This window comes from Afifella sp. H1R (assembly GCF_021462425.1).
Taxonomy (GTDB): Bacteria; Pseudomonadota; Alphaproteobacteria; order Rhizobiales; family Afifellaceae; genus Afifella; species Afifella aestuarii.
Window position 1 is genome coordinate 1725012 of record NZ_JAKEDY010000001.1, and the last position, 21210, is coordinate 1746221.

The following is a 21210-nucleotide window of genomic DNA, read 5'->3' on the forward strand; positions in this document are numbered from 1 at the left end:
AAATGGCCCGGCGCGGCCTCGCCGCCCGGGCTTCCCGCCAACGCCAGGTTCCCCCAACCAAGGAAAGGCTCGTATGCAGGAAATCCTGGGTGTGCCGGCGCCCCTGTTGTTCGGGCAGCTTCTGATCGGGCTCATCAACGGCTCGTTCTACGCGCTGTTGAGCCTCGGCCTGGCCGTCATCTTCGGCGTTCTGAACGTCATCAATTTCGCCCACGGGGCGCTCTATATGATGGGCGCCTTCGTCGCCTGGCTCTTGTTGCATCATCTCGGCATCGGCTACTGGCCGAGCCTCATCGTCGCCCCGTTGATCGTCGGTGTCTTCGGCATCGTCATCGAGCGCACCATGCTGTCTCGCCTCTATGACCTCGACCATCTCTATGGCCTGCTTCTGACCTTCGGCCTCGCCCTCATCATCGAGGGCACCTTCATCAATTTCTACGGCGTCTCCGGCCAGCCCTACGCCCCGCCGGAAATCCTGACCGGCGGGCACAATCTCGGCTTCATGTTCCTGCCGACCTACCGCGCCTGGGTGATCGTCGCCTCGCTTCTCGTCTGCGTCGGCACCTGGCTTCTGGTGGAGCGCACGCGTCTCGGCGCCTATCTGCGCGCCGCGGTCGAAAACCGCGAGCTCGTGCGCGCCTTCGGCATCAACGTGCCCTTGATGATGACCCTCACCTACGGTTTCGCGGTGGCGCTGGCGGCCTTTGCGGGCGTTCTCGCCGCGCCCGTCTATACGGTGAGCCCGATCATGGGCCAGCATCTCATCATCGTCGTCTTCGCCATCGTCGTCATCGGCGGCCTCGGCTCCATCTTCGGCTCCATCGTCACCGGGCTCGGCATCGGCATCGTCGAAGGCCTGACGAAGACCTTCTACCCGGAGGCCTCCTCCACCGTCGTCTTCGTCATCATGGCGATCGTTCTCATCTTGCGGCCGAACGGCCTTTTCGGGAGGCCCCGCGAATGACCGACACGACCTCCAATGTCGAACTCAGCGACGACACGTTTCGCAGGCATCGCCTCGCCGGCTATCTGATCGCTGCCGTCGGCATCGCCGCCCTCGCCGTCGCGCCGTTCCTCGGCATCTATCCGATCTTCCTGATGAAGCTTCTGTGCTTCGCCCTCTTCGCCTGCGCCTTCAATTTGATGCTCGGCTATGTCGGGCTTCTCTCTTTCGGCCACGCCGCCTTCTTCGGCATGGCGGCCTATGTGGCGGGCCATGCCGTCAAGGTCTGGGGCATCGGCACGGTCTTCGGCATCGCGGCGGGCACCCTCACCGCAGGCGTGATGGGCCTCGTCTTCGGCGCGATCGCCATCCGCCAGAAGGGCATCTATTTCGCCATGATCACGCTGGCGCTCGCCCAGATGGTCTTCTTCTTCTGCCTGCAGGCACCCTTCACCCATGGCGAGGACGGCATCCAGGGCATTCCGCGCGGCACCGTCTTCGGGCTCATCGATCTCCGCGACACGCTGACCATGTATTATTTCGTCGCCGTGATCTTCGCCGCCGGATTCTTCGTCCTCTACCGTACCGTTCATTCGCCCTTCGGCCAGGCTTTGAAAGGCATCCGCGAGAACGAGCCACGCATGATCTCGCTCGGCTATCCGGTCGCGCTCCTGAAGGTGCTCGCCTTCACCATGTCGGCGACGATCACCGGCCTTGCCGGCGCGACGAAGGCGATCGTCTTCCAGAGCGCCACCCTGACGGACGTCAACTGGCACATGTCGGGTGAAGTCGTGCTGATGACCCTGATCGGCGGCATGGGCACCATTCTCGGACCCGTCGTCGGCGCCGGCATCGTCATCGCGCTGCAGAACTATCTGTCGACGATCGGCTCCTGGGTGACGGTCGTCATGGGCGCCATCTTCGTCATCTGCGTCCTGACCTTCCGAAGAGGCATCGTCGGCGAAATTTTGGCCTGGATGCGCCGATAGAGCGGCTCGGACGAACCGCTCTATCGCGGGGCTCGGGGGAGAACCCCAGCCCGATGAGACTTCGCGTCGGCGGCGATCCGCTGCCTCGAGCCGCCTGCGCAATGTCCGCATCGCGCTTTGCGTCTCTCTAGCCGGACCGCCCTGCCGACGCGAAAAAGAATCGCTTCCCTCAAAATGAGCGAGGCTCCGGAGCGGGCCGACGCCCGCGCCACTGTCGCTCAGACCTTAACCGAGTCGGGCCTTATGCGGCACGAACGTTCTCCAGGAACTGGTTCATCGCACTGCGCAGGGAGCCGAGCCGCGTGTCGAGATCGCCCACCGATTGGCGCAATTCGTTGCTCGCATTCCCGGTCTGCATTGCCGATTGCGACACTTTGCCGATCGACGCGCTGACATCCTGAGTGCCGGTCGCGGCCTCGGTGATGTTGCGGGCGATCTCGCTCGTGGCGGCGTTCTGCTGCTCGGTGGAGGCTGCGATCTCGTCGGAGCGCTGGGCGATGTCGCGCACCATCTCGGCGATGGAATGCGTCGCCTCGATGGAGACGTCCGCCGCCGAGCGGATGTCGGCGATCTGGCGGTTGATTTCCTCCGTCGCCTTGGCCGTCTGCTCGGCGAGCGCCTTCACCTCGGCGGCGACGACGGCAAAGCCCTTGCCCGCCTCGCCGGCCCGCGCCGCCTCGATCGTCGCGTTGAGCGCCAGGAGATTGGTCTGCGAGGCGATGTCGGTGATGAGCTGCGTCACGTCGCCGATCCGCCGCACGACCGCGTTGAGCCCGTCGACCGCCTGGCTCGACCGCTCCACCTCGTCGGCCGCCGTGCGGGCGACCTTCGAGGAGGCCTCGATTTGGGCACTGATGTCGCGCGTGGAGGCGGACAATTCCTCCGTGGCGCTCGCCACCGTCTGCACGTTGTTGGTCGCCTGTTCGGCCGCCGACGAAACCGACAGAGACTGCTGGCTCGTGGAGCTCGAGACCTCCTGCAGAAGACCGGCCGTCTCCTCCAGATGCTGCGAAGCGGAGCTGATCTCGCCGGAAAGGCTGAGAACGGACGCCTCAAACTCGTCGGCGAGGCGCAGCATCGCTTCGCGGCGCTGCCGGTTCGCGGTCTCGCGCTCTTCCGCCGAGGCGATCTCCAATTCCCGCGCCCGCACCAGGCTCGCACGGAAGACGGAGAGCGCATTGTGCATCCGCCCGATCTCGTCGGCGCGCTTCACTTCCGTGATCGTCATGTCCGTGTGGCCCTCGGACAGGTCCTGGGTGACCTTGGCGAGATTGCCGAGCGGGCGCACGACGCTCAGATGGTTGAAGATGCCGAAGAGCACGGCGCAGAGCGCGCTGATCACGGCGCTGACGATCGCCACCGTCTCCACCATCGACAGGGCACCGTTCTGGGCGGTCGCAAGCACGCCCTGCTGCTCGGCAAGTTCCGTGAGGCTCATCTTGATATCCTCGCGCACCGCCCGGAAGGCCGCCTGGCCGTTGCCGGCCGCTTCGATCGCCTTGGCGAGATCGACGGTCATCGGATCGCGCATCAGCGTGATCTGGCGCACGACGAAATCCTCATACCATTGGCGCCACTTCGTCATGGCGTCTTGGATGTGGTCGGCAATTTCGAGATGCGCGAGCATCGGCGCGATCTCGGCGGCGAGCGCTTCGGTGTCCGCCCGTTTCGCCTCGATCCTGGCGACCCAGTCGCGGTCGCCGGTCAGAAGGAAGTTCTTGAGGCCGACGGACTGGTCTTCGATGACGCCTTCGAGCTTGGAGATTTCGATGATCGAGTTCTGAAGTTCGCCGTAATTGGCCACGGCGCGTTCGGCGTCGACCGCCTGGAGATAGATGACGGAATTGAGCACGAGACCGATCACGGTCAAAACCGTGAAGGCCAGGATCGCTTTCAGTGTCACGGACATGTTGTTGAGCACGGTCAGGTCTCCGATCACTTGGCCATGGCGAGCTTGCGGCGCGCCAGCTCGGTCAGATTGATTTCGACGGTGACCGCGCCGATCGGCGTGTTGCTGGCTTCTTCGGCGAGCGTCATGTTCACCTGCGCCCGCCAGATATGCAGAGTGTCGTCGTATTCCGGCGCGTCGATGAAGACGGCGCCCGCGCCCTTCGGATAGGTCTCCTGGAACTTCGCCTCGTCGCCCTGCCAGAAATCGCCGGTGATCGAGGACTGCCCGACATTCAGCCCCTTGTCGTCCATCACGAAGATCTCGACGAAGAGACCGGCCGACTGGCCCTGCATGCGCGTGAGATAGACCGACAGCGGGTTCGACAGCGTCGCCGCGATCAACGGCTTGTCGACGGCCTCGCGCTCGGTCTTCCATTGCGTGTCGAGCTCGTCGATCTTGGCCTGATCGAGCGCGCCATAGCGCGCGTTCTGCGTCCTGACGGAGAGGCGCACGACTTCTGAATCCATCCAGGTGCGGATCTCGTCCATGACCTGGGCATCGATGAGCCGCTTGGGATCGGGCGCCACGGGATCGGACGGCACAGGTTCGGCCTTCGCGGCGAAGGCTGGAACCGCCACGAGGGCGGCCATGGCAAGTCGGAGCATGGGCGTTTCGTTCCAAACAGAAAATACGGTCTTCGCACCCATAAAATTTCAGGCTGTCGCGAAGCTTGAAAGCTCCTCCAAGGGTTGCGGAGGCGCTGTCGGGCCGCGTGGCACCCTTGAGCGAGAGGCATGCAGGCCTCTCTGCCCGTGGGCTGCCGGCGGCCGAATCCGGTCGGCCGGCGCCTAACACAGGTGAGTGACGGTCGGCCGGCACGGGTGCAGCGTGATCTGCGCGAACGGTCGGTATGGAGCAGGCGCATCGCTTGATGAAGGAAGCGCCGTGCCTCGCTATTTCTTCAACGTCTATCCGGACAGCGCGGAGCTCGACCGCGAGGGCACCGAAATCGCCGACTCCTACGAAGCCCAGGCCGAAGCCGTCCGCATGGCCGGAGAGATCATGCGCGATCTCGGTCGCCGCTTCTGGACGGGCGAGGAATGGCGTCTCGACGTGATCGACGCCGAAGGCAACAGGATCTTCGTCGTCCGCTTCTCGGCCAGAGAGGTCGCCGACGGCGAACTCTGAGCCGTCAGGCGTGCGGGCGGGGCGCGAGCTTCTGTTGGTCCAGATGCAGGTAGTTCGGCGTGAAGCCGGCGAACTCTTCCAACCGTTCGATGTCGTGAATGACGAGACGGGACCCCGCAAACGAGATCAGCCCGTCGCCGCGCAGCCGCTGCAAGACGCGGTTCATGTGCACGTTCGACAGGCCGAGCGTGTCGGCGAGATCGATCTGCGTCAGCGGAAGCTCGTAGCTGTCGCCGTTGGCGAGCCCGACCGCTCTCAGCCGATAGAGCAGCTCGCAGAGGAGATGCGCGGCCCGCTCCGTCGCCTCGCGGCCGCCGAGATTGACGAGCCATTCGCGCAACGTGGCTTCGTCCACGAGAGCCGATGCCCACATCGCCTGGGCGAGCTTCGGCCTTTCCATGAGCTTGAGGATCCGCTCCCTTGGAATATCCACGACCTTGCAGGGCGACAGCGCCGACAGCGAATGGTCCATCTCCTTCAGGATGAAGATGTGCAGATCGCAGAAATCGCCGGGGATGAGATAGGCCATGATATGCCGGCTGCCCTCCGGCAGGATCTTGTAGCGGCAGGCGAAGCCTTCGAGGATCAGATGCACATGGTCGGGCTCGTCGCCCTCCTGAATGAGATCGGTCCGCGCCCGCACCGAACGGGTCTTCTCGATGAGCTCGCCCAGAAGCCGGCAATCCTCCTGATCGAGAGCAACGAACCCTTTGAGCTTTCTGATCAGCGGATTATCGCATTCCTGTCCGTCCTGCATTCCGACGTCCCTTTGTCGATCTCCGTCGTTGAAAACGAAGCTCAGCACGAATGCTATTCGATTTCTACGCCTGTTCTTTGCGCTCAGCGGCGGTGATAACCTCCGAACTGCACCGAACTACCTCCCCTCCACGAAAAACTCCGGGCTGCCGCGCCAGACGAGCCGCCAGGAGGCGCCCGGCCGCACATTCTGGATGATACCCGGATCGAAGGCGACGAAGCAGCGTCCGCCCGGCCGGCGCACCGAGGGATAGAGCAGCCCGCGACAGCCCTCGCGGCGGAGTTCGGCGGCAAGGGCCTGCCCCGCCGGATAGCCGAGAGAGGGATCGGGATCGAGCGCCGCCGCCTCCCTCTCCGGCACGGCTCTGCCCGTCTCGATCTCGGGAAAATCGCCGATGAAATCGGCGAGAAGCTCCACATAATGCGCTTCGTCGTCGAAAATGCCGATGAAGGCGAGCTCTCGCGTGCGGTGGAAGCCGACCTCCGCCGTCGCCGTCACCACGTCGTCGGCCGCGTACCAGGCGCCGCGCTCGCCAGAATTGAAGCGGTTGCCCGTCGGGCGCGTATAGGTGAAGGCCGCGTTGATATGGCTTTCGCCATAGACTTTGAGATCGTGCGCGCGGCGGGCGAAAACCAGTTCGCGGCGATCGAGCGCCGGGCTCCCCTCGCGTTCGGCGATCAGCCGGGCGCTGGTCTCGCCTTCGAGCTCCGCCAGAATCGCCGCCTCCTCGTCGCTGTCGACGAGGCCGCGCAGCACCGGCGGCTTGTGATGCGTTTGCGAAATGAGACGAACGAGCCCGCGCGCCTCGAGCGGGGTGATCTTCACGCCCCGCCCCGCAGGGCATCGACGTAACTGCGCACGCGCAGGATTTTCGGCAAGCCCCCTTCGATCATCGCATCGATCGGGCGGCGCCCGTCGAATTCCGGACCCTTGTTGGGAAGCCGGACCCATCGGCGCGCGATCGGCGGATTGAAATAGAGTTCGAGCGATTTGTAGAGGCCGACGATGGCGCTGAGCCTCAGCATCTGATCGCGCGTGAGATCGCCGGCAAAGCCCGGCCTGCGCGCCCGCTTCCAGGTCGATTCCGACATGTCGGCGAGCAGGGCCGCCTCGCGCCCCGTCAGCGACCATGAATCCGCGATGCGGCCCACCGCCTTCAAGGCGACGGCCCGCACATCTTCCGCCGAAGGCTCTTTGAGCGCGTCTTCCATCAGCATCTCCCGATGCGGAAGATTAGGTCATATGGACTGATTTACAAGATCATATGAGCGGGAAACGTCCCTCAACCGCCCTTGCGCGCCCGGATGTCGCTCAAGACCTCGGTGTCGATCAAATCGTCGTCGCGGATGCGGTTGTCGTAGTTTTCCACGCCCATGAAGCGCGCCATCGCGGCGATCTTCTCGGGTCCCCAGATACCCGCCGAATTGGAACTATCCGGATCGAGATAGCCCTCGCGCATCAGCAATCGAATTAAATATGGAGCGATTTTGCTATCAATTTGAATGAGATTGTCGGGATCCGATCCGAAATAGGAAAGACGGTGGAGCCGGTAGCAGCGCGATAGCTCCGAAATGGGATCGGTATGATCGTAAATGGAGATATCGACAGCCTTGCCCTGCCGCCCGCCATAGCCGGCCCCGGCCAGGAACACCTGCAGCCCCGCCGATTGCACGCCCCGCAATTCGCCGCCCGCCTCCTGGCCTGCAACGAGCGCCGCGATCAGCCGCTCCTGAAAATCGCCCTTGGCGCTCTCGAAACGCGCCACCATCGCCGCCGGCACGTCCTCGGAGGCGAGCGAATTGCCATGCGCGAGCGCATTGTCTCCGAAGGCGACGGAGGCCGCGCCGTCCCAGCTTTCCACCGCCGCGCCGGTGTGCTGCGCCGCCCGCCCATCGGCCGCGAGGATGGCGATCTGGCGTTCGCCCGCGGCCGCATCCTCGGCGAGAACGAGATCGAGCACCGTCTCCGGCGGCACGCCGAGCGCCAGAAGGTCGAGCCCCTTCGTGCCGTGATCGGGATTGGAAAAAGCCTGCGTCGCGATCACCCCGACACCCGCCCGTCCGTGGCAGATGAGGTTGGCGACGCCCGGAAATTTCGACTGCACGGCGATACCGAGCGCCCCGGTCTCGGGCTCTCGGGCGAGAATGGAATAGGTCATGGCCCATCATAGCCGACGACAGGCGGCCTCAAAAAGGCCCGCGCCCCGTCTGCGAAGTGGACCGGGGCATTCTCCTGCGGGCGCGCGCCGGTTCGCGGAGAGCCGGCTCACCTCTCATCCGTGGACGATGGATCGCCGAGCCCGGCCTGCGCCAGAGCGAGAGCCGTCACGACGAAGCGGGCATAGGCCAGGGCCGGCCCACCCCCCATCTCGATGGCCACATCGATCGTCTCGTAGATTTCCTCTTCGCTCGCCCCATGCGTCAGTGCCTGATGCAGATGCCATTCCATACACGGCTCACATTTCGTGACGATCGAAACGGCAAGCGCCATCAATTCCTTCGCCTTCACGTCTATTGCGCCGGGCGCGAAAGCGGCCTTCTCGACGTCCAGAAATTTTTCATAGCTCTTCGCATGACGAAGAAGGTTCGTATGCGCCCGCCGCCTCTCGGAAATGCTGTTCTCTATCTTCTCTTTCGTCAGATCCATGATGGCTTACCTCCTTCGCAAAGTCCTGCCGGCGAATGGACAGTGACGCGCGGCCTGGCCGGATGGCAGCGTGCCGATCGCAAACCTGCGGCCTCCGGGAAGCGAGGATGAGCCTCGCCATGGATGACGTCCACAGCAAGCCCCTGCGGGCCACGCCGCATCGCCCGCGGAGCCGCATGCCCCTTCCCCGTGCGTCTACCCCTCGACGACGAATTCCTCCGGCAGGTTCTTGTGCGTCTCGCCGAGCCTGTCGCGGCGAATGACGACCGAGCGGTGCACCCGCGCGCCCGGCGCGATCTTGCGCCCCGAGAAGAAGGCGGGCCAGGCGAGACCGAGAACGCTCCGCCCGCCCGAACCCGGCGCACAGAGCCGCGGCAGATATTCGAAGATCGCCCAGAACCAGTTCATCGATTTGTGCCGTTTGCCGAGCGGATCGGGCTCTTCGTATTTCGTCGCCCCCTCGCCGCAAACGATACGCCGCACCACCTCTTCGGAATAGACGAGCCCCATATCCGCCGTCTCGCCGATCATCCAGGCGAGCGGCACCTTGGCGAGGCCGCTCTCCGCCTCCGGATAGCCGCCGCCGACATCGCCGTGCACACCGGCAAACCACACCTCGCGGACATCCTGGTTTTCCGCCTCCGGCCAGAGCTGCGCGCGGAACATGACGCGAAGCTCGTCGATCGCCACGGCGTGGCGCACGCGTTCGACACTCGGATTGGCATTGGTGAAGGCATGCGAGCGCAGCCGGATACGATAGCCGCCATGCTCGATGACGGAGGCGACGGTATCGAAGAGCCCGAGAAGCCGGATCGGCGGATGCTCGGTCTGCAAAACCCGGTCGTAGAGCCGGATCTCGTCGAGCTTCGTCTCGCGCTCGGCGCCGACGCTGCGATAGGCGCGGTAGGCGTAGTCGAGGAGGTTGAAATTGCGCGTCTCGAGAATGCCGATCGCGTGGATGAAGCCGGCGAGCACCGTCGCCGAATAGGCGCCCCGGCTGAAGCCGAAGAGATAGATCCGGTCGCCGCTCACCCAGGTCTCGGCGAGAAAGCGGTAGGCTTCCTTGACGTTCTCATCGAGGCCCCAGCCCGTCATCATGCCCCAGAATTCGACGACGCGTGGCCACCACCTCACCCAGGAATTGTCGGCGGCGAGCGTCCCGACGCCCGGATCGTACCAGACGAGCTGGTCCTCGCTTTTCTCCAGCGTGCCGTAAAGGCGCAGGATATTGGTACGGTCTTCGGAGATTTCGTTCGACGTGCCGTCGAAGAGAATGACGATATTCTTGGGCATTGCCCCCTCCGGCCTCTCCCGGAGGGAATTTATCACAAGATTGCAGGCGTCAGGCGCAGAAAGACCGGCCTGCGCCGCATCCGAAACTCAGCGCATCAAGCCGGCCTTGCGCAGTGCGTCCTCGATCACCTTGCCAACACCGGAGATCGAGGGCCCGGAGGCCGAGCGTCCGGAGCCTTTGGACCGGCTGCCGCTCTCCCCGCGCGTCTTCGCGCCAGCCGTCTTCGCGCCAGCCGTCTTCTCCTTGGCGGTCGCGCCGGCGCCGTTGCGGAGCGGCTGCGCCGCCGCCCGCAGAGGCGTGTCCGCCATGCGCATGATCGCCTTGCGTGTGCGCCCGCCGGCGGGTTCTGAGGCAATCCCGAAGAAGCGCGCGATATGCAGCGTCGACGAAATGTCGACGTCGAGCATGAAGGGCGCCGGCGTGCCATAGCCGTTCGGCCCGTCCGCCTCGATCGGCGTGCCGTGGCCCATGCCGGTGATGGAAAACTCCTCGATCACCGCGCGCCCGTTGCGGTCGTGCCAGACCCGGTGCGGATAGCCGTCGACCTCGTCCGTCCGGTCGGGTTCGGCGGCGACGTGATGCAGCGCCCGCCATTGCGCCAATGTCGCCTCGACATTGATCGGATCGACGGTGCGGTCGCCCGTCCCGTGCCACAGCGAAATGATCGGCCAGGGCCCGTTATGGTCGGAGGCGCCGCGCACGGCCGCCTGCAGCTCGTCTTCGCCGGGCAGGCCATGGCCGCGCATCCGGTCGAAGGCGGCGGGCATCGAGGTGGCGCTGCCATAGGGAATGCCGGCAATGAGCGCGCCGCCGGCAAAGACCTCCGGATAGGTCGCAAGCATGACGCCCGCCATCGCGCCCCCCGCCGACAGGCCGGTGACGAAGACGCGGCTGCGGTCGAGCCGGTACGTCACCACCATATGCTCCACCATCTGGCGGATCGACAGCGCCTCGCCGGAGCCGCGGCGGATATCGTCCTCCTGGAACCAGTTGAAGCAGAGATTGGGGTTGTTGCCGCGCTGCTGCTCGGGAAACAGAAGCGCGAATTTCGCCTCGTCGGCGAGCCGCGACCAGCCGGAGCCGTGGTCGTAGCCGGCCGCGCTTTGCGTGCATCCGTGCAGCACGACGACGAGCGGAGCCCCCTCCGGAAGGTCGTCGGGAACATAGGCTCGCGCGCGCAGCGCCCCGGGATTGGAGCCGAAGCGGGAGATCTCGAAAAGGCGATCGACCACCGGTCCGCGCGGGAGATGAAATCCCTTCAAGGCGGAAAGCCGGGCAATGGTGTCGGACAGGTTTCTCAACGTGGTTCCTCTAGAGCCGCTTCCCCGAAGCGGCAGGGGGAAAACGGCCGCGCATCGATATGGTTGCTGCAGTGCACAATAGCGCTCCGCAACCACAGGTGAAACTCTTTCCAGATGAATGATTGGAGAGAATCTTATCCGTCGGCGCTGGTGCCAGCCTGCCGCCCCGGCCCGCTGATCTGCCGGCCGGTCTGCCTGCCGGTCTGCCCGTCCTCGACTTCCCGGCCTTTCCGCCCCTCGATGAAATCGCGATCGCGCGCGATTTCCGCTGCCAGAAAGTCGAGAAGCGCGCGAATGCGCGCGGCATGGCGGAGATCGGGATGCGTCAAAAGCCAGAGATCGGTGGCAAAAGCCGGTTCGGCAGAGGCAAGCCGCGTCAAACCGGGCTCGGCATTGCCGATGAAGCATGGCAGATGCCCGATGCCGATCCCCTCCGCGATCGCCTCGGCAAGGCCAAGAACGCTGCTGATGCGGTAGACGATCTTCTCCGCCGGCACGTGTTCGTGGACGAAGCGCACCGCCTTGAGCCCCGCCATCCGCTCGCCGAGCGCCACCCAGGGCCGATCGAACAGGTCCGTGACCTCCACCTCTTCCGCACTCGGAAAATCGGCCGCCCGCCCGTAAAGTCCCCAGTTGATGCGGGCCACACGCCGCCCAACGAGGTTTTCGGGCGGCGTATCGGTCGCCCGGATGGCCACGTCGGCGTCCCGCTTGGAAAGATTGAGCGCCTGGTTGGAAACGACGATGTCGAGGCGCACGCGCGGTTCCTTCTCGCGAAAGCGCGCAAACAGCGGCGTGAAGAGATGCGTCAGAAGCGTGTCGCTCGTCGTCACGCGCACCTCGCCCTCAGGCACCACCTCGGCCCCGGCGACCTTGCGTCCAAAACCCGTGATGCGCTCGTCGATATCGCTGGCGAGCTCCACCATCTCCTCGCCCACCGCCGTCGGCACATAGCCGGTGCGATGGCGTTCGAAGAGGCTCACCCCGAGCGTCGCCTCGATCTGCCCGAGCCTTCGAAACACGGTCGAATGGTTGATGCCGAGAAGCTCGGCCGCGGCCGGAAGCCGGCCCGCGTCGGCAATCGCCTTGATCAGGCGGAAATCGTCCCAGGCGAGATTCTTGAACGGCTCGACCAATCTTTCCCTCAAACAGAATGGCGGCCGCGCTCCCGGGAAGGAGAACGCGGCCGGTCTTTTCGAAATCTGTCGTGAAGCCTCATGCGGCTTCCGCGACCCGGCCCGCATGGGCAGACGCCGGCAGCACCGTGCGGCGCAGCGCAAAGGCCCCGTCGCCGATCAGCGCCTGAACGAGAGCCGCCACCGACAGGAACGCCGGATATTCCCAGCCACCATTGGCCGCGGAGAAGCTCCAGCCGTTCGGCGCATGCACCCAGATGGCGCCCAGGAGGATCGGCAGAACCAGGATGGAGATGAGGCGGCTGTAAACGCCGGCGATCAGCGCCAGCCCGCCAAAAAGCTCGCCGAGAATGATTGGCCAGGCGAAGAGCGTCGGCAGGCCGAGCTGGGCGAGAAAGCCTTCGAAGCCCGGAACGGTGAAGGTCACGATCTTCATATAAGCGTGGGCGATGAGCATCACGCCGAGCGAGATGCGCAGGAGGAAGGCGCCATAGGGGGCAAGGCGGTTATCGATCATCTGTCGCTCCAATTTCGGTTGGTCTTCCCCGAAATTGAACATTCCCCACATGCAATTCAAACGGCTTCTTTGCACATATATCATTGCATCGGCGCAATGTCTTCCCCATCGCAATCGGCCGTTCCCAGCCTATCTGTGGGAGGAACGAAAGAGCGCGTTCGTCACGAACGCATCTGATGGGAGCTTCCACCATGCGCCACAACGGCATCCACCACGTGACCGCGATCGCGGCTTCGGCGCGACGCAATCTCGATTTCTTCACCCGCATCCTCGGCATGCGCCTCGTCAAGAAGACGGTGAATTTCGACGATCCCGGCGGCTACCACTTCTATTATGGCGACGAGGCCGGCCATCCGAGCACCATCCTCACCTTCTTCCCGCTGGAGCATGCCGCCCCCGGCCGCGCCGGCATCGGCGAAACGCAGGAGACGCGGTTTCTCGTGCCCGAGGCCTCGCTCAGCTTCTGGACGCACCGCCTCGTCGACAAGGGCGTCGCCCATGAGGCGCCCACGAAACTCTTCGGCGAGACGACGATCCCCTTCACCGATCCCGACGGCACGCATCTCGCGCTCGTCGGCGTCGCGGGTGCTGAGGCCGAACCCGGCTGGTCGGATGGCGAGATTCCTCAGGAGCACGCGATCCGCGGCATCCACAGCGTCAAGCTCCTCCTCGAGGACGCGGAGCCGACGGCGGAGATCCTGACGGATGTGCTGGGCTTTGAAGCCGCCGGCAAAGACGGTTCGCTTGCGCGCTTTCAGGCAAAGGGCAGCGCCCCGGCAACGCCCGGAACCTTCGTCGATCTGCATGCCGCCGGCGAGTTCCTGCGCGGCCGCATGGGCGCGGGCTCCGTCCACCACATCGCCTTCCGGGCCGACGAGGCCGGTCAGGCGGAGATGGCGCGGCGCCTGCGCGAGGTGCACCGCATCGCCACGACAGAGCAGAAGGACCGCAAATATTTCCGCTCGGTCTATTTCCGCGAGCCGGGCGGCGTGCTCTTCGAGATCGCAACCGACGATCCGGGCTTTGCCATCGACGAGACCGAGACGGATCTCGGCCAGGCCTTGAAACTGCCCGACCAATACGAGGCCCGGCGGACGGAGATCGAAGCCGTCCTGCCTGAGCTCGCCTGAAAAACCCCGGCGCGCCCTCCCCGGCGCGCCGACCCTGAAGAATGCGGGCGCAGCCGGATCGCCGCCGGGGCAAATCTTACTTGTGACATCCGGGAGCAGGCGTTTCGTCGTCGGTTCCCCAGCTCTCCAGCCACCGGTCGACCTCGTCGGCGGTCGCATGCATCCCCGTCTCGCGGAACTCTTCCCACGCCTGCAGCGTGTCGCGCCGAAGCGCCTCACGCCTCTCCTCGCGCTCCACATACTGCGCGATGGCTTCCCGCATGATCCAATGCGACGTGCGTTGCCGCGCCTCGGCGAGATGCCGGACGCGCGCCTTCATCTCGTCATCGAGCTTGATGGATGTTGCAGATGCCATGCGCGCCTCGACGCCAAAAGGTAATACCTTTTGGCACCATATCGCATCTGCGCCGGGATGGTCCACTGTCGGCACGCATGCGAAGCCCGGCGCGCCGACCCCTCAGGCCATCGCGGCGACGCGCGGCTCGGTCCGGGCGGGCGTCTCGCCGGCATGGCGGGCAAGCCGTGCCGCACTCTCTTCGGTGATCGCCGCGATCATGCGCAGCGCCTCCGGAGTGAAGTCGGGCTGGTAGTAGGAGGGCTCGCTGATCCGCTCGGCCGCAAGCACCGGCAGATTGCCCCCCTCGAGCCCGCAATGGCCGGCGATCGCCGCCATCTCGCGCGCCGGATCGGCACAAAGCCGCTCATAGGGCACGATGCGGGTGGCCGCCGCGAGCGTCGGATCGGCGTCGAGCTTGTCGGCGACATGCCCATAGAGCGCCGCCCAGTAACGCGCCCAACCTTCGACGTCCTGGCCCTCGGCCCACAGCCGCATGATCTCCGGCGCCTGGCTGTCGCCGAGCCCGATCGCCCGCCGCTCCAGGCCGAATTCGAAATGCCCGGTGCGGCTCAGATGCCGCGTGATGCGCGGATCGGCCTTGCCGGCTTCGACGAAGAGCCGGTGCTGCTTCATCAGGGAGGCGATATGCCAGACCGGGTCGCGCACCGGCACCAGGAAGCGCGCACCGGGAAAGAGTTTTTGCAGGTAGGAAAGCCGCGTGACGTTGTAATTGCCCTTGGCGAGATAGCGCCGCCCGCCGCGCAGCACGAGAAGCTTGGCGATATGCTCGCGGTAGAAGCGCTCGAACTCCGGATGCGCGGTCGCCCGGTCGAGCACGGCGGACGTCGCCGGATCGTGCAGACCGGCAAAGAACGCCATCCAGATCACCTCTTCGAAGGCTTCCGGGCTTTCCGGCGTCACCAAAATGCGGTCCTTGTGCGCCCGCTCCTCCGCCGGGGCCTCGCCGCTCGCCGCATGGTCGGTGAACCAGTTCCAGGCAAACGGCGTCATCACGGCCGGAAAATCGCGGTAGCGGTGCGTGGCGACGTCGGGATGGGTCGCGAGAAGCTCGAGAAGCATCGTGCTGCCGGAGCGCGCGAGACCCGTCACATAGATCGGCCGCTCCACGCGGATCTCCGCGATGCGCTCGCGCGCCATCCGCGTTTCGAAATCGCCGAGCCGGATGAACGCTCTCGGATGCCGCTCCACGAGGCCGCTCAGAAAATCCATCCAGCCGCTGACCTTCGGGCCGCTCGTCTCAGACTTTGCCATCTATTCGATCCTGCGCCATCTATTCGATCCTCCGGATGGATTTTGCGGCGAACGACATCAGGATCAGCGCCGGAAAGAAGATGATCTCCCAGCCGCGCGCCCAGGACGGCCCGGCCGTCACGATCTCCCGCTTCGGCAGGTCGATCTCGATCTCGTCGACCGGCGCCTCGTCGGCGAGATAGCCGATCGGATTGCCGATGATGTAGTTCCACCATTGCTTCTTGTGCACGACAGGCACCGGCGCCTTCACCGGCACGTCGGCGATCGTCGCCCCGTTCGCGTCCTTGACGATGGCACGCGGCGCCGGCCGGTCTTCCACCCACTCGCCGCCGTAATTGCCCGAGGCCCGCACGGTGACGCTCTGGCCCTCCGGCGGCAGCGTGCGCGCATAGGAGGAATCGAGCCACAGAATGAGGGTGAGAAGCGGCAGCGAGGCGATCAGCGTCGACGGCAGCACGAGAAACACCCGTTTGAGGGCAAGTCCCAGCATGTTGCGGATGAGCCCGCCCGCCTCGTCGAAAGGCCCGTCGAACTCCGAAAGCCTCTCCTGCGCGCCCTTCAGCGCGACCCGCAATTCCGCGATCCGCGCCTGCGGCGACAACAGCCGGTAGAGCTCCATGGAGGCGATCGAGGCGACAGACGCCCAGATCAGGACCACCACGAAGGAGGGCAGAATGTGCGACAGCTGTCCGTCGATCCAGCCGAACAGCGGCGCCGGCAGATCAAGAAGCCCCATTCGCCGTCCGTTCGCTGACGCCGGCCGGCTCTGCGGTCGCGGCCTCGGAAGAAAGCGGGGCGGCACCGGCGGCATTCTCCTGCCGCGCAGCACCCGCCTTGCGGCGATTGCGCATCATTTTACGCACAGGCCAGGCGACGACGAAGCTGATCGCAAGGCCGATCGCGGCGACGAGCGCCCACAGCGCACCGAGAAGGCTGAGCCCCGCGCCGGGGCCCACATAGGCGAAGGCGGCCGAAGGCAGAAGTGCTGCGGTCACAGCAAAAAACACAAACCGTCTCATATCGTTTTCTTCCCTGTCTGGCTCGTCGCCTGCAACGAGCTGGTGAAGGAGGCATCGAAATAATCGGGGGGCAGCCGCTGGCCCCAGCACAGGATGGAAAGGCGGGGCACCGTCTCACCGGCGAGCGTCTCCGCCCGCACCGGATTGATGTACTCCCAGACGATGTCGCCCTCGCGCGTCACCTCCAGAAGCCGCCCGCCGGAGGATTCGGTGATGAGCGTATTGCCGTTCTTCAAACGCTGCTGCGCCGAACGGATCATGCTGTCGAGCGGCGCTTCGGGCGTGCCGCCATATTCCCAGACGATCTCCGACGTGCGCGGATTGACCTCGATGACGCGCGAGCGGGCATTGGCACGCTCGTAATTGCCGAAATTGTCGAAAAGGATGAGATCGCCGTTCGGCAGAATGTCCGGATCGTGCTGGCCGAGCCAGTCGGAGCGCTTCGCCCAGGTGATCGTCTCCTCATCGGGATCGAGGACCGCGACGGCGCCGAGTTCGCGGAAGGACAGAAGCACCTGCCCCTCTTTCGCATAGGGGAAATTCGCCGCCTCTTCCGCCGTGATGTAATCGACATTGTTGGTGTGCAGCGGGTCCGACACGGCGAAGGCCGACACGGTGTAGAGCATCTGCCGGAATTCCGACCGCGCCACCGCCTGAATGAGCGCGATCTTCTTCAGCTCTTGTCCGTCCGGCGACAGGATGACGAGAAAATCGTCGAGCCGCGGCTGCTTGAAATTGTCGAATCCGTCGAGCTTTTCGTTCACGAATTCATGCGTGATGACGTAGATCCGCCCGTCCGGCCCGACATCGATGTCGTGATGGGCGTTGGCGAGATAGCTCCAGATGACGTTGGAATCCTTGTCGAGCTTGGCGACGCCGTAGCCGTAGGGCGTGTCGCCCGCCCCCTCGTAGACGACGAGAAGATCGCCGTTCGGATAGGCGATCGCCTTGCGGAAATAGACGAAGGCGTCGGGCTGCGGCCGTTTCACAGCGGCGCCCTCGTGCCAGACGTAGCTGTAGGGCCGGCGCCATTCGTGCACGACGGTGCCGTCCATGGCGATGAGCCGCGCCACCGCCTCCTCGCCGGAGGTATAGAGCGTCAGCCCCTGCTCGGTCCGCGTCGCATCGTTCACCGTCACGCCCTTGTCGGGCCGGCGCTCGGGATACCAGAGATCCGTCAGATAGAGATTTTGCGTCGTGGTGGCGCGGTCGTAGAGCGCCTTGCCGCCGAGATAGGCATCGCTGATCTGCGGCCCGGGCGTCACCCCGGCCGTCGTCATGATCGCCCCCGCAACGAAGGCGATGAACACGAGCGAAATGAAAAACCCCGCCTTGAAAATCCGGTCCGCGGACGATCCGTCCTCGCCTTCCCCCATCCCCCTTTCGGGGGGCAAACTGCCCATTCCTGTCCCGCTCCTTTTGTCCGCTGACCTCGCGGAAGAAGAACGGCCTCCTCGGGCAACAATATGGTCACAAAACGGCTAACACCGCCCTTTTTGCGGGCCTTCTCGGCGCTGCGGCAATCGGCACAGACCGCGGGCCGCGCGCATCATCGGAAGACCTCTGCCCCTCCCTGGCCCTCTCTGACCCCCTCCTGGCCGCGCCCTGCCCACTTCCGGCCTCTCCGAGCCGCCTCCCGGACAAAGGCCCACCTCCGGCTCTCGCTCCGCAAGACGACGGACCAGACGTCAGGCGTGGGAAACACTCACCCCAGCGACAGAAAGAGAAGCAGAAAAGAGATGACACCGCCCCTCCATTGACAGATGGTCATCTTGTCGTACCATGAAATCAATAGGATATCTCTTGCGGCGAGAGGTTTGTTCTATGGATTCCTTTGGTCTTTCGGTACAGAAAAACAAATCATCGGAAAAACGACTACTTTCTGATGATGCCATCCTGCGGCGCAATGCACGAGCGCAAGCCGAAGGGGCAGCGCTCGTCCAGGCCACCGCCAACGAGACACTTGAGGCGGGCGAAGTCAGCCAATTCATCGGAACGATCAATGGCGTGCCCATTCCGCCCGGAGAAATGCAGGACCCCGCCTGGACCGTCCTCGGCAACACCTATCTTTTTGACGCCATCGCCTATGCGGTCGCCGCCGGGACGACGAACCCGGCCAATATGAACGCCTATCCCCTCAATATGATTCCGGAGATGGCGCTCCCCTTGCACGCCCTCATTCCCATCACGGTCCAATTGAGAGGAACATATACGGGAGATCCGCCAGGACCGTTCTTCGCCTCTTCGGATTTTCAGGTGGGAAAGGCCGGCTACGCATACCCGACGACCTTCGAATATTTTGGCGCCCACGCGACAATCCAGGACGAAGACGGAGAGCTGTGGGTGAAATTCGCCGGAGATCACGACGATTCCGGCATCACGCTGTTCACGAAATTTCACAGCTTTACGAACAGCGGCAGAATTTATGCGATAAATCTCGTTAATGTAAATTACTATTTTTTCTATAATGGCCGCGCCACACAAATCCTGACGACGAATGGAAATTATTACTTTGACGGAAACGCCTATCCCTACCCAGATACACAAGTCGATGTCACGCAAGACGACGTCGAATATACGGTCGAATTCGACGACGATCCCGGCTTTCTCCTCGCCGACTCCTTGAAGAAGTGCGATTACCTCGATTGGAGATTTTCCGCCCAGACGTATTTCTTCTACGACAACGCAGCCTATGGCGTTCGACCCGTCCTTCTCGGGTTCCCGACATCTTGGGGATACTATGCGCGGGCGGCATACGATGACGGCTGGGCGATCACCGACCAGGCCGCAACGCCCCCGGCAGTCATTCAATCGATGGTGCTGCCGCAATGGCCGCACAACATCGTCGGGCAGGAGTCGATCGGAAGGCCTGCCGCGAACCGGAAAGGCAGGCGCAAATGACGGCCGCTCGAAGCACGCTCGTCCAGTTCCAGAATGGCACGAATGCCTTTCTGACAAGGCAATCCTGGAATCTGGCCCACGGCATCTGGACCGAAGACATGTTGCCGCCGGAACAAATCGGGGCGGGCAGCGCAGCCCAGCCCCTGACGGTGAGCTGGGAGAGTGAATCCGATGGTTTCATGACGGGGACCGAGGGGTCCGTGACCTATCTTTTGCAGGATGGGCAGACGACCCTCTATATCTATTGGGACAATCCCTTCGTCGGCTCCAACAGCTACGACATCAAACTGGATGGCCCGCTGTCTTCGGATTACAGCGTGGATCATTCCGGGGGGTCCGGCGACAACGCCACCGTGACCTTCTCGTTGAAAGCCGCCTCCTAGGCCATATGGGCTCCTGGAGCTAAAAGCGCAGACACATCAGGTTCGAGGCGGCCTTCGGAGCCTCGGCACCGGCGCACGGTGGCACGACCTGCCAGAGGCCGGGCTTCTCCAAGGCCGACCAGTCCCCAGGCCTCCGAGACCGCCCCGAAAAGACCGCCCGCAACAGCCGCGCGACCATCTCGCTTGCTGCGCTTGTTCTATGGCTGAGGGAAGCGTTCGCGCGACCTGGCGGCGATCGACGTCTGGTCGCCCGGCCGCACCCCACCTAATTTCCGGGCATGACTTCGATGCTTTGCCGGGGCAGGATGCATCCTGTCACACCTCACAGGCCCGCCGGCCGCACCCACCGACAAGATGCTGAGTGCTTGAACGCTCAGAAACGCCACCCCGGACATGCCCGTTCGAAAACCCCGCCCAGTTCGAAAATTCTTCAATGGAGAGACACCGTGAAAACACGCAAGCTTGCCGACAACCTTGAGGTCTCGGCCCTCGGCTTCGGCTGCATGGGCCTCAATTTCGGCTTCACAGATTTCCCGGAAGAGAACGACGCCGTGGCGCTCATCCGTGCCGCCGTGGAACGGGGCGTCACCTTCTTCGACACGGCCGAGGTCTATGGCCCCTTCACCAACGAGAAAATCGTCGGCGAGGCCTTGCGGCCCGTGCGCGACAAGGTCGTGATCGCCACCAAGTTCGGCTTCCACATCGTGGACGGCAAGCAGGCGGGCATGAACAGTCGGCCGCAACACATCAAGGAGGTCGCCGACGCGTCCCTGAAGCGGCTCGGCATCGACGAGATCGACCTCTTCTATCAGCACCGCGTCGACCCGGACGTGCCGATCGAGGAGGTGGCCGGCACCGTCAAGGAGCTGATCGCCGAAGGCAAGGTGAAGCATTTCGGCATGTCGGAACCGGGCGCGGAGACGCTGCGCCGGGCGCATGCGGTGCAGCCGGTGGCCGCCGTGCAGAACGAATATTCGCTATGGACGCGGGGCGTCGAAACCAACGGCATCCTTAAGGCCTGCGAGGAGCTCGGCATCGGCCTCGTTCCCTATTCTCCGCTCGGCAAGGGTTTCCTGACCGGCTCGATGAGCAAGGACACGAAGATCAGCGAGACGGATTTCCGCGCCCTCCTGCCGCGCTTCACGCCGGAAGCGATGGAGAAGAACCAGGCGCTGATCGATCTTCTGAAACAGGTCGCCGCGGAGAAGGAGGCGACGCCGGCGCAGATCGCGCTCGCCTGGCTTCTGGCGCAAAAGCCCTGGATCGTGCCGATCCCCGGCACCACCAAGCTCCACCGCCTTGAGGAAAATCTCGCCTCGGCCGAAATCGAGCTCAGCGAGAACGATCTCGGCCGCATCAGTGCCGCTCTCGCCGAGATCGACGTCGAAGGCGAGCGCTATCCCGAACATCTGCTGGCGGCCACCGGCCGCTGAGGCCCGCAGACGCAAAAAGGCCGGATCGCAAGGCACCGCCTCCCGATCCGGCCTCCGCAGAATTTTGAGCTGA

23 protein-coding genes are annotated in these 21210 nt (G+C 64.3%); 7 read left to right on the forward strand and 16 right to left on the reverse strand.

Going from position 1 to position 21210, the window contains the following annotated elements:
* Window positions 1-73: 73 nt before the first annotated feature.
* Window positions 74-964 carry a branched-chain amino acid ABC transporter permease gene (locus L0F51_RS08225; protein ID WP_234628713.1) on the forward strand — a complete coding sequence of 297 codons (891 nt, stop codon included), beginning with the start codon at window positions 74-76 and terminating at the stop codon, window positions 962-964.
* Window positions 961-1932, forward strand: coding sequence for a branched-chain amino acid ABC transporter permease (locus L0F51_RS08230; protein ID WP_234628714.1), 972 nt, complete (start codon window positions 961-963; stop codon window positions 1930-1932). The genes L0F51_RS08225 and L0F51_RS08230 overlap by 4 nt, the downstream gene beginning before the upstream one ends.
* A 241-nt stretch (window positions 1933-2173) precedes the next feature.
* On the opposite strand, the gene L0F51_RS08235 is transcribed toward L0F51_RS08230, so the two are convergent.
* Window positions 2174-3853, reverse strand: coding sequence for a methyl-accepting chemotaxis protein (locus L0F51_RS08235; RefSeq protein WP_234628715.1), 1680 nt, complete (start codon window positions 3851-3853; stop codon window positions 2174-2176).
* A gap of 14 nt (window positions 3854-3867) precedes the next feature.
* Window positions 3868-4488, reverse strand: a complete 621-nt coding sequence (locus L0F51_RS08240) for a hypothetical protein (RefSeq protein ID WP_234628716.1) — start codon at window positions 4486-4488, stop codon at window positions 3868-3870.
* Window positions 4489-4768: 280 nt separating this feature from the next.
* Here L0F51_RS08240 and L0F51_RS08245 point away from each other — a divergent pair, with 280 nt between their 5' ends.
* Window positions 4769-5011 carry a hypothetical protein gene (locus tag L0F51_RS08245; RefSeq protein WP_234628717.1) on the forward strand — a complete coding sequence of 81 codons (243 nt, stop codon included), beginning with the start codon at window positions 4769-4771 and terminating at the stop codon, window positions 5009-5011.
* Window positions 5012-5015: 4 nt separating this feature from the next.
* Here L0F51_RS08245 and L0F51_RS08250 read toward each other — a convergent pair whose 3' ends face one another.
* The 9 genes from L0F51_RS08250 to L0F51_RS08290 form a co-directional block, all read right to left on the reverse strand.
* Window positions 5016-5768 carry a Crp/Fnr family transcriptional regulator gene (locus L0F51_RS08250; protein WP_234628718.1) on the reverse strand — a complete coding sequence of 251 codons (753 nt, stop codon included), beginning with the start codon at window positions 5766-5768 and terminating at the stop codon, window positions 5016-5018.
* A gap of 117 nt (window positions 5769-5885) precedes the next feature.
* A complete protein-coding gene (locus tag L0F51_RS08255) occupies window positions 5886-6593 on the reverse strand; it encodes an RES family NAD+ phosphorylase (protein WP_234628719.1) in 708 nt (235 codons plus the stop codon).
* The gene (locus tag L0F51_RS08260) at window positions 6590-6979 is read right to left on the reverse strand and encodes an MbcA/ParS/Xre antitoxin family protein (protein ID WP_234628720.1); all 390 of its coding nucleotides are present in this window, start codon (window positions 6977-6979) and stop codon (window positions 6590-6592) included. Before L0F51_RS08260 ends, L0F51_RS08255 begins: the two co-directional genes overlap by 4 nt.
* 71 nt (window positions 6980-7050) lie before the next feature.
* Window positions 7051-7926 (reverse strand): DUF1028 domain-containing protein, encoded by an 876-nt coding sequence (locus L0F51_RS08265; RefSeq protein WP_234628721.1) that lies wholly within the window; start codon window positions 7924-7926, stop codon window positions 7051-7053.
* Between the two features lie 107 nt (window positions 7927-8033).
* Window positions 8034-8414 carry a carboxymuconolactone decarboxylase family protein gene (locus L0F51_RS08270; protein ID WP_234628722.1) on the reverse strand — a complete coding sequence of 127 codons (381 nt, stop codon included), beginning with the start codon at window positions 8412-8414 and terminating at the stop codon, window positions 8034-8036.
* Window positions 8415-8609: 195 nt separating this feature from the next.
* A complete protein-coding gene (locus L0F51_RS08275) occupies window positions 8610-9707 on the reverse strand; it encodes a DUF2235 domain-containing protein (protein WP_234628723.1) in 1098 nt (365 codons plus the stop codon).
* 87 nt (window positions 9708-9794) lie between these two features.
* Window positions 9795-11009: a PHB depolymerase family esterase gene (locus L0F51_RS08280; RefSeq protein WP_234628724.1), complete on the reverse strand. Its 1215-nt coding sequence runs from the start codon at window positions 11007-11009 to the stop codon at window positions 9795-9797.
* Window positions 11010-11143: 134 nt separating this feature from the next.
* Complete coding sequence (locus L0F51_RS08285; RefSeq protein ID WP_234628725.1) at window positions 11144-12145, reverse strand: LysR family transcriptional regulator; 1002 nt, start codon at window positions 12143-12145, stop codon at window positions 11144-11146.
* A 79-nt stretch (window positions 12146-12224) separates the two neighbouring features.
* Window positions 12225-12662, reverse strand: coding sequence for a DoxX family protein (locus tag L0F51_RS08290; RefSeq protein WP_234628726.1), 438 nt, complete (start codon window positions 12660-12662; stop codon window positions 12225-12227).
* A gap of 191 nt (window positions 12663-12853) precedes the next feature.
* Here L0F51_RS08290 and L0F51_RS08295 point away from each other — a divergent pair, with 191 nt between their 5' ends.
* Complete coding sequence (locus L0F51_RS08295) at window positions 12854-13792, forward strand: ring-cleaving dioxygenase (RefSeq protein WP_234629381.1); 939 nt, start codon at window positions 12854-12856, stop codon at window positions 13790-13792.
* A gap of 76 nt (window positions 13793-13868) precedes the next feature.
* On the opposite strand, the gene L0F51_RS08300 is transcribed toward L0F51_RS08295, so the two are convergent.
* The 5 genes from L0F51_RS08300 to L0F51_RS08320 form a co-directional block, all read right to left on the reverse strand.
* Complete coding sequence (locus L0F51_RS08300) at window positions 13869-14147, reverse strand: CopG family ribbon-helix-helix protein (RefSeq protein ID WP_234628727.1); 279 nt, start codon at window positions 14145-14147, stop codon at window positions 13869-13871.
* A 102-nt stretch (window positions 14148-14249) separates the two neighbouring features.
* Window positions 14250-15401: a sulfotransferase gene (locus L0F51_RS08305; RefSeq protein ID WP_234628728.1), complete on the reverse strand. Its 1152-nt coding sequence runs from the start codon at window positions 15399-15401 to the stop codon at window positions 14250-14252.
* A 19-nt stretch (window positions 15402-15420) separates the two neighbouring features.
* Window positions 15421-16137 (reverse strand): hypothetical protein, encoded by a 717-nt coding sequence (locus L0F51_RS08310; protein WP_234628729.1) that lies wholly within the window; start codon window positions 16135-16137, stop codon window positions 15421-15423.
* Window positions 16124-16408 (reverse strand): hypothetical protein, encoded by a 285-nt coding sequence (locus L0F51_RS08315; RefSeq protein ID WP_234628730.1) that lies wholly within the window; start codon window positions 16406-16408, stop codon window positions 16124-16126. The genes L0F51_RS08310 and L0F51_RS08315 overlap by 14 nt, the downstream gene beginning before the upstream one ends.
* An 8-nt stretch (window positions 16409-16416) precedes the next feature.
* Window positions 16417-17823 (reverse strand): arylsulfotransferase family protein, encoded by a 1407-nt coding sequence (locus L0F51_RS08320; RefSeq protein ID WP_234628731.1) that lies wholly within the window; start codon window positions 17821-17823, stop codon window positions 16417-16419.
* A 421-nt stretch (window positions 17824-18244) separates the two neighbouring features.
* Here L0F51_RS08320 and L0F51_RS08325 point away from each other — a divergent pair, with 421 nt between their 5' ends.
* From L0F51_RS08325 to L0F51_RS08335, 3 genes are all read left to right on the forward strand, one after another.
* Window positions 18245-19321 carry a hypothetical protein gene (locus L0F51_RS08325; protein WP_234628732.1) on the forward strand — a complete coding sequence of 359 codons (1077 nt, stop codon included), beginning with the start codon at window positions 18245-18247 and terminating at the stop codon, window positions 19319-19321.
* Window positions 19318-19704: an aegerolysin family protein gene (locus L0F51_RS08330; protein WP_234628733.1), complete on the forward strand. Its 387-nt coding sequence runs from the start codon at window positions 19318-19320 to the stop codon at window positions 19702-19704. The genes L0F51_RS08325 and L0F51_RS08330 overlap by 4 nt, the downstream gene beginning before the upstream one ends.
* 446 nt (window positions 19705-20150) lie before the next feature.
* On the forward strand, window positions 20151-21137 hold the full coding sequence (locus L0F51_RS08335; RefSeq protein WP_234628734.1) for an aldo/keto reductase: 987 nt from the start codon (window positions 20151-20153) through the stop codon (window positions 21135-21137).
* Window positions 21138-21210 lie beyond the last annotated feature (73 nt).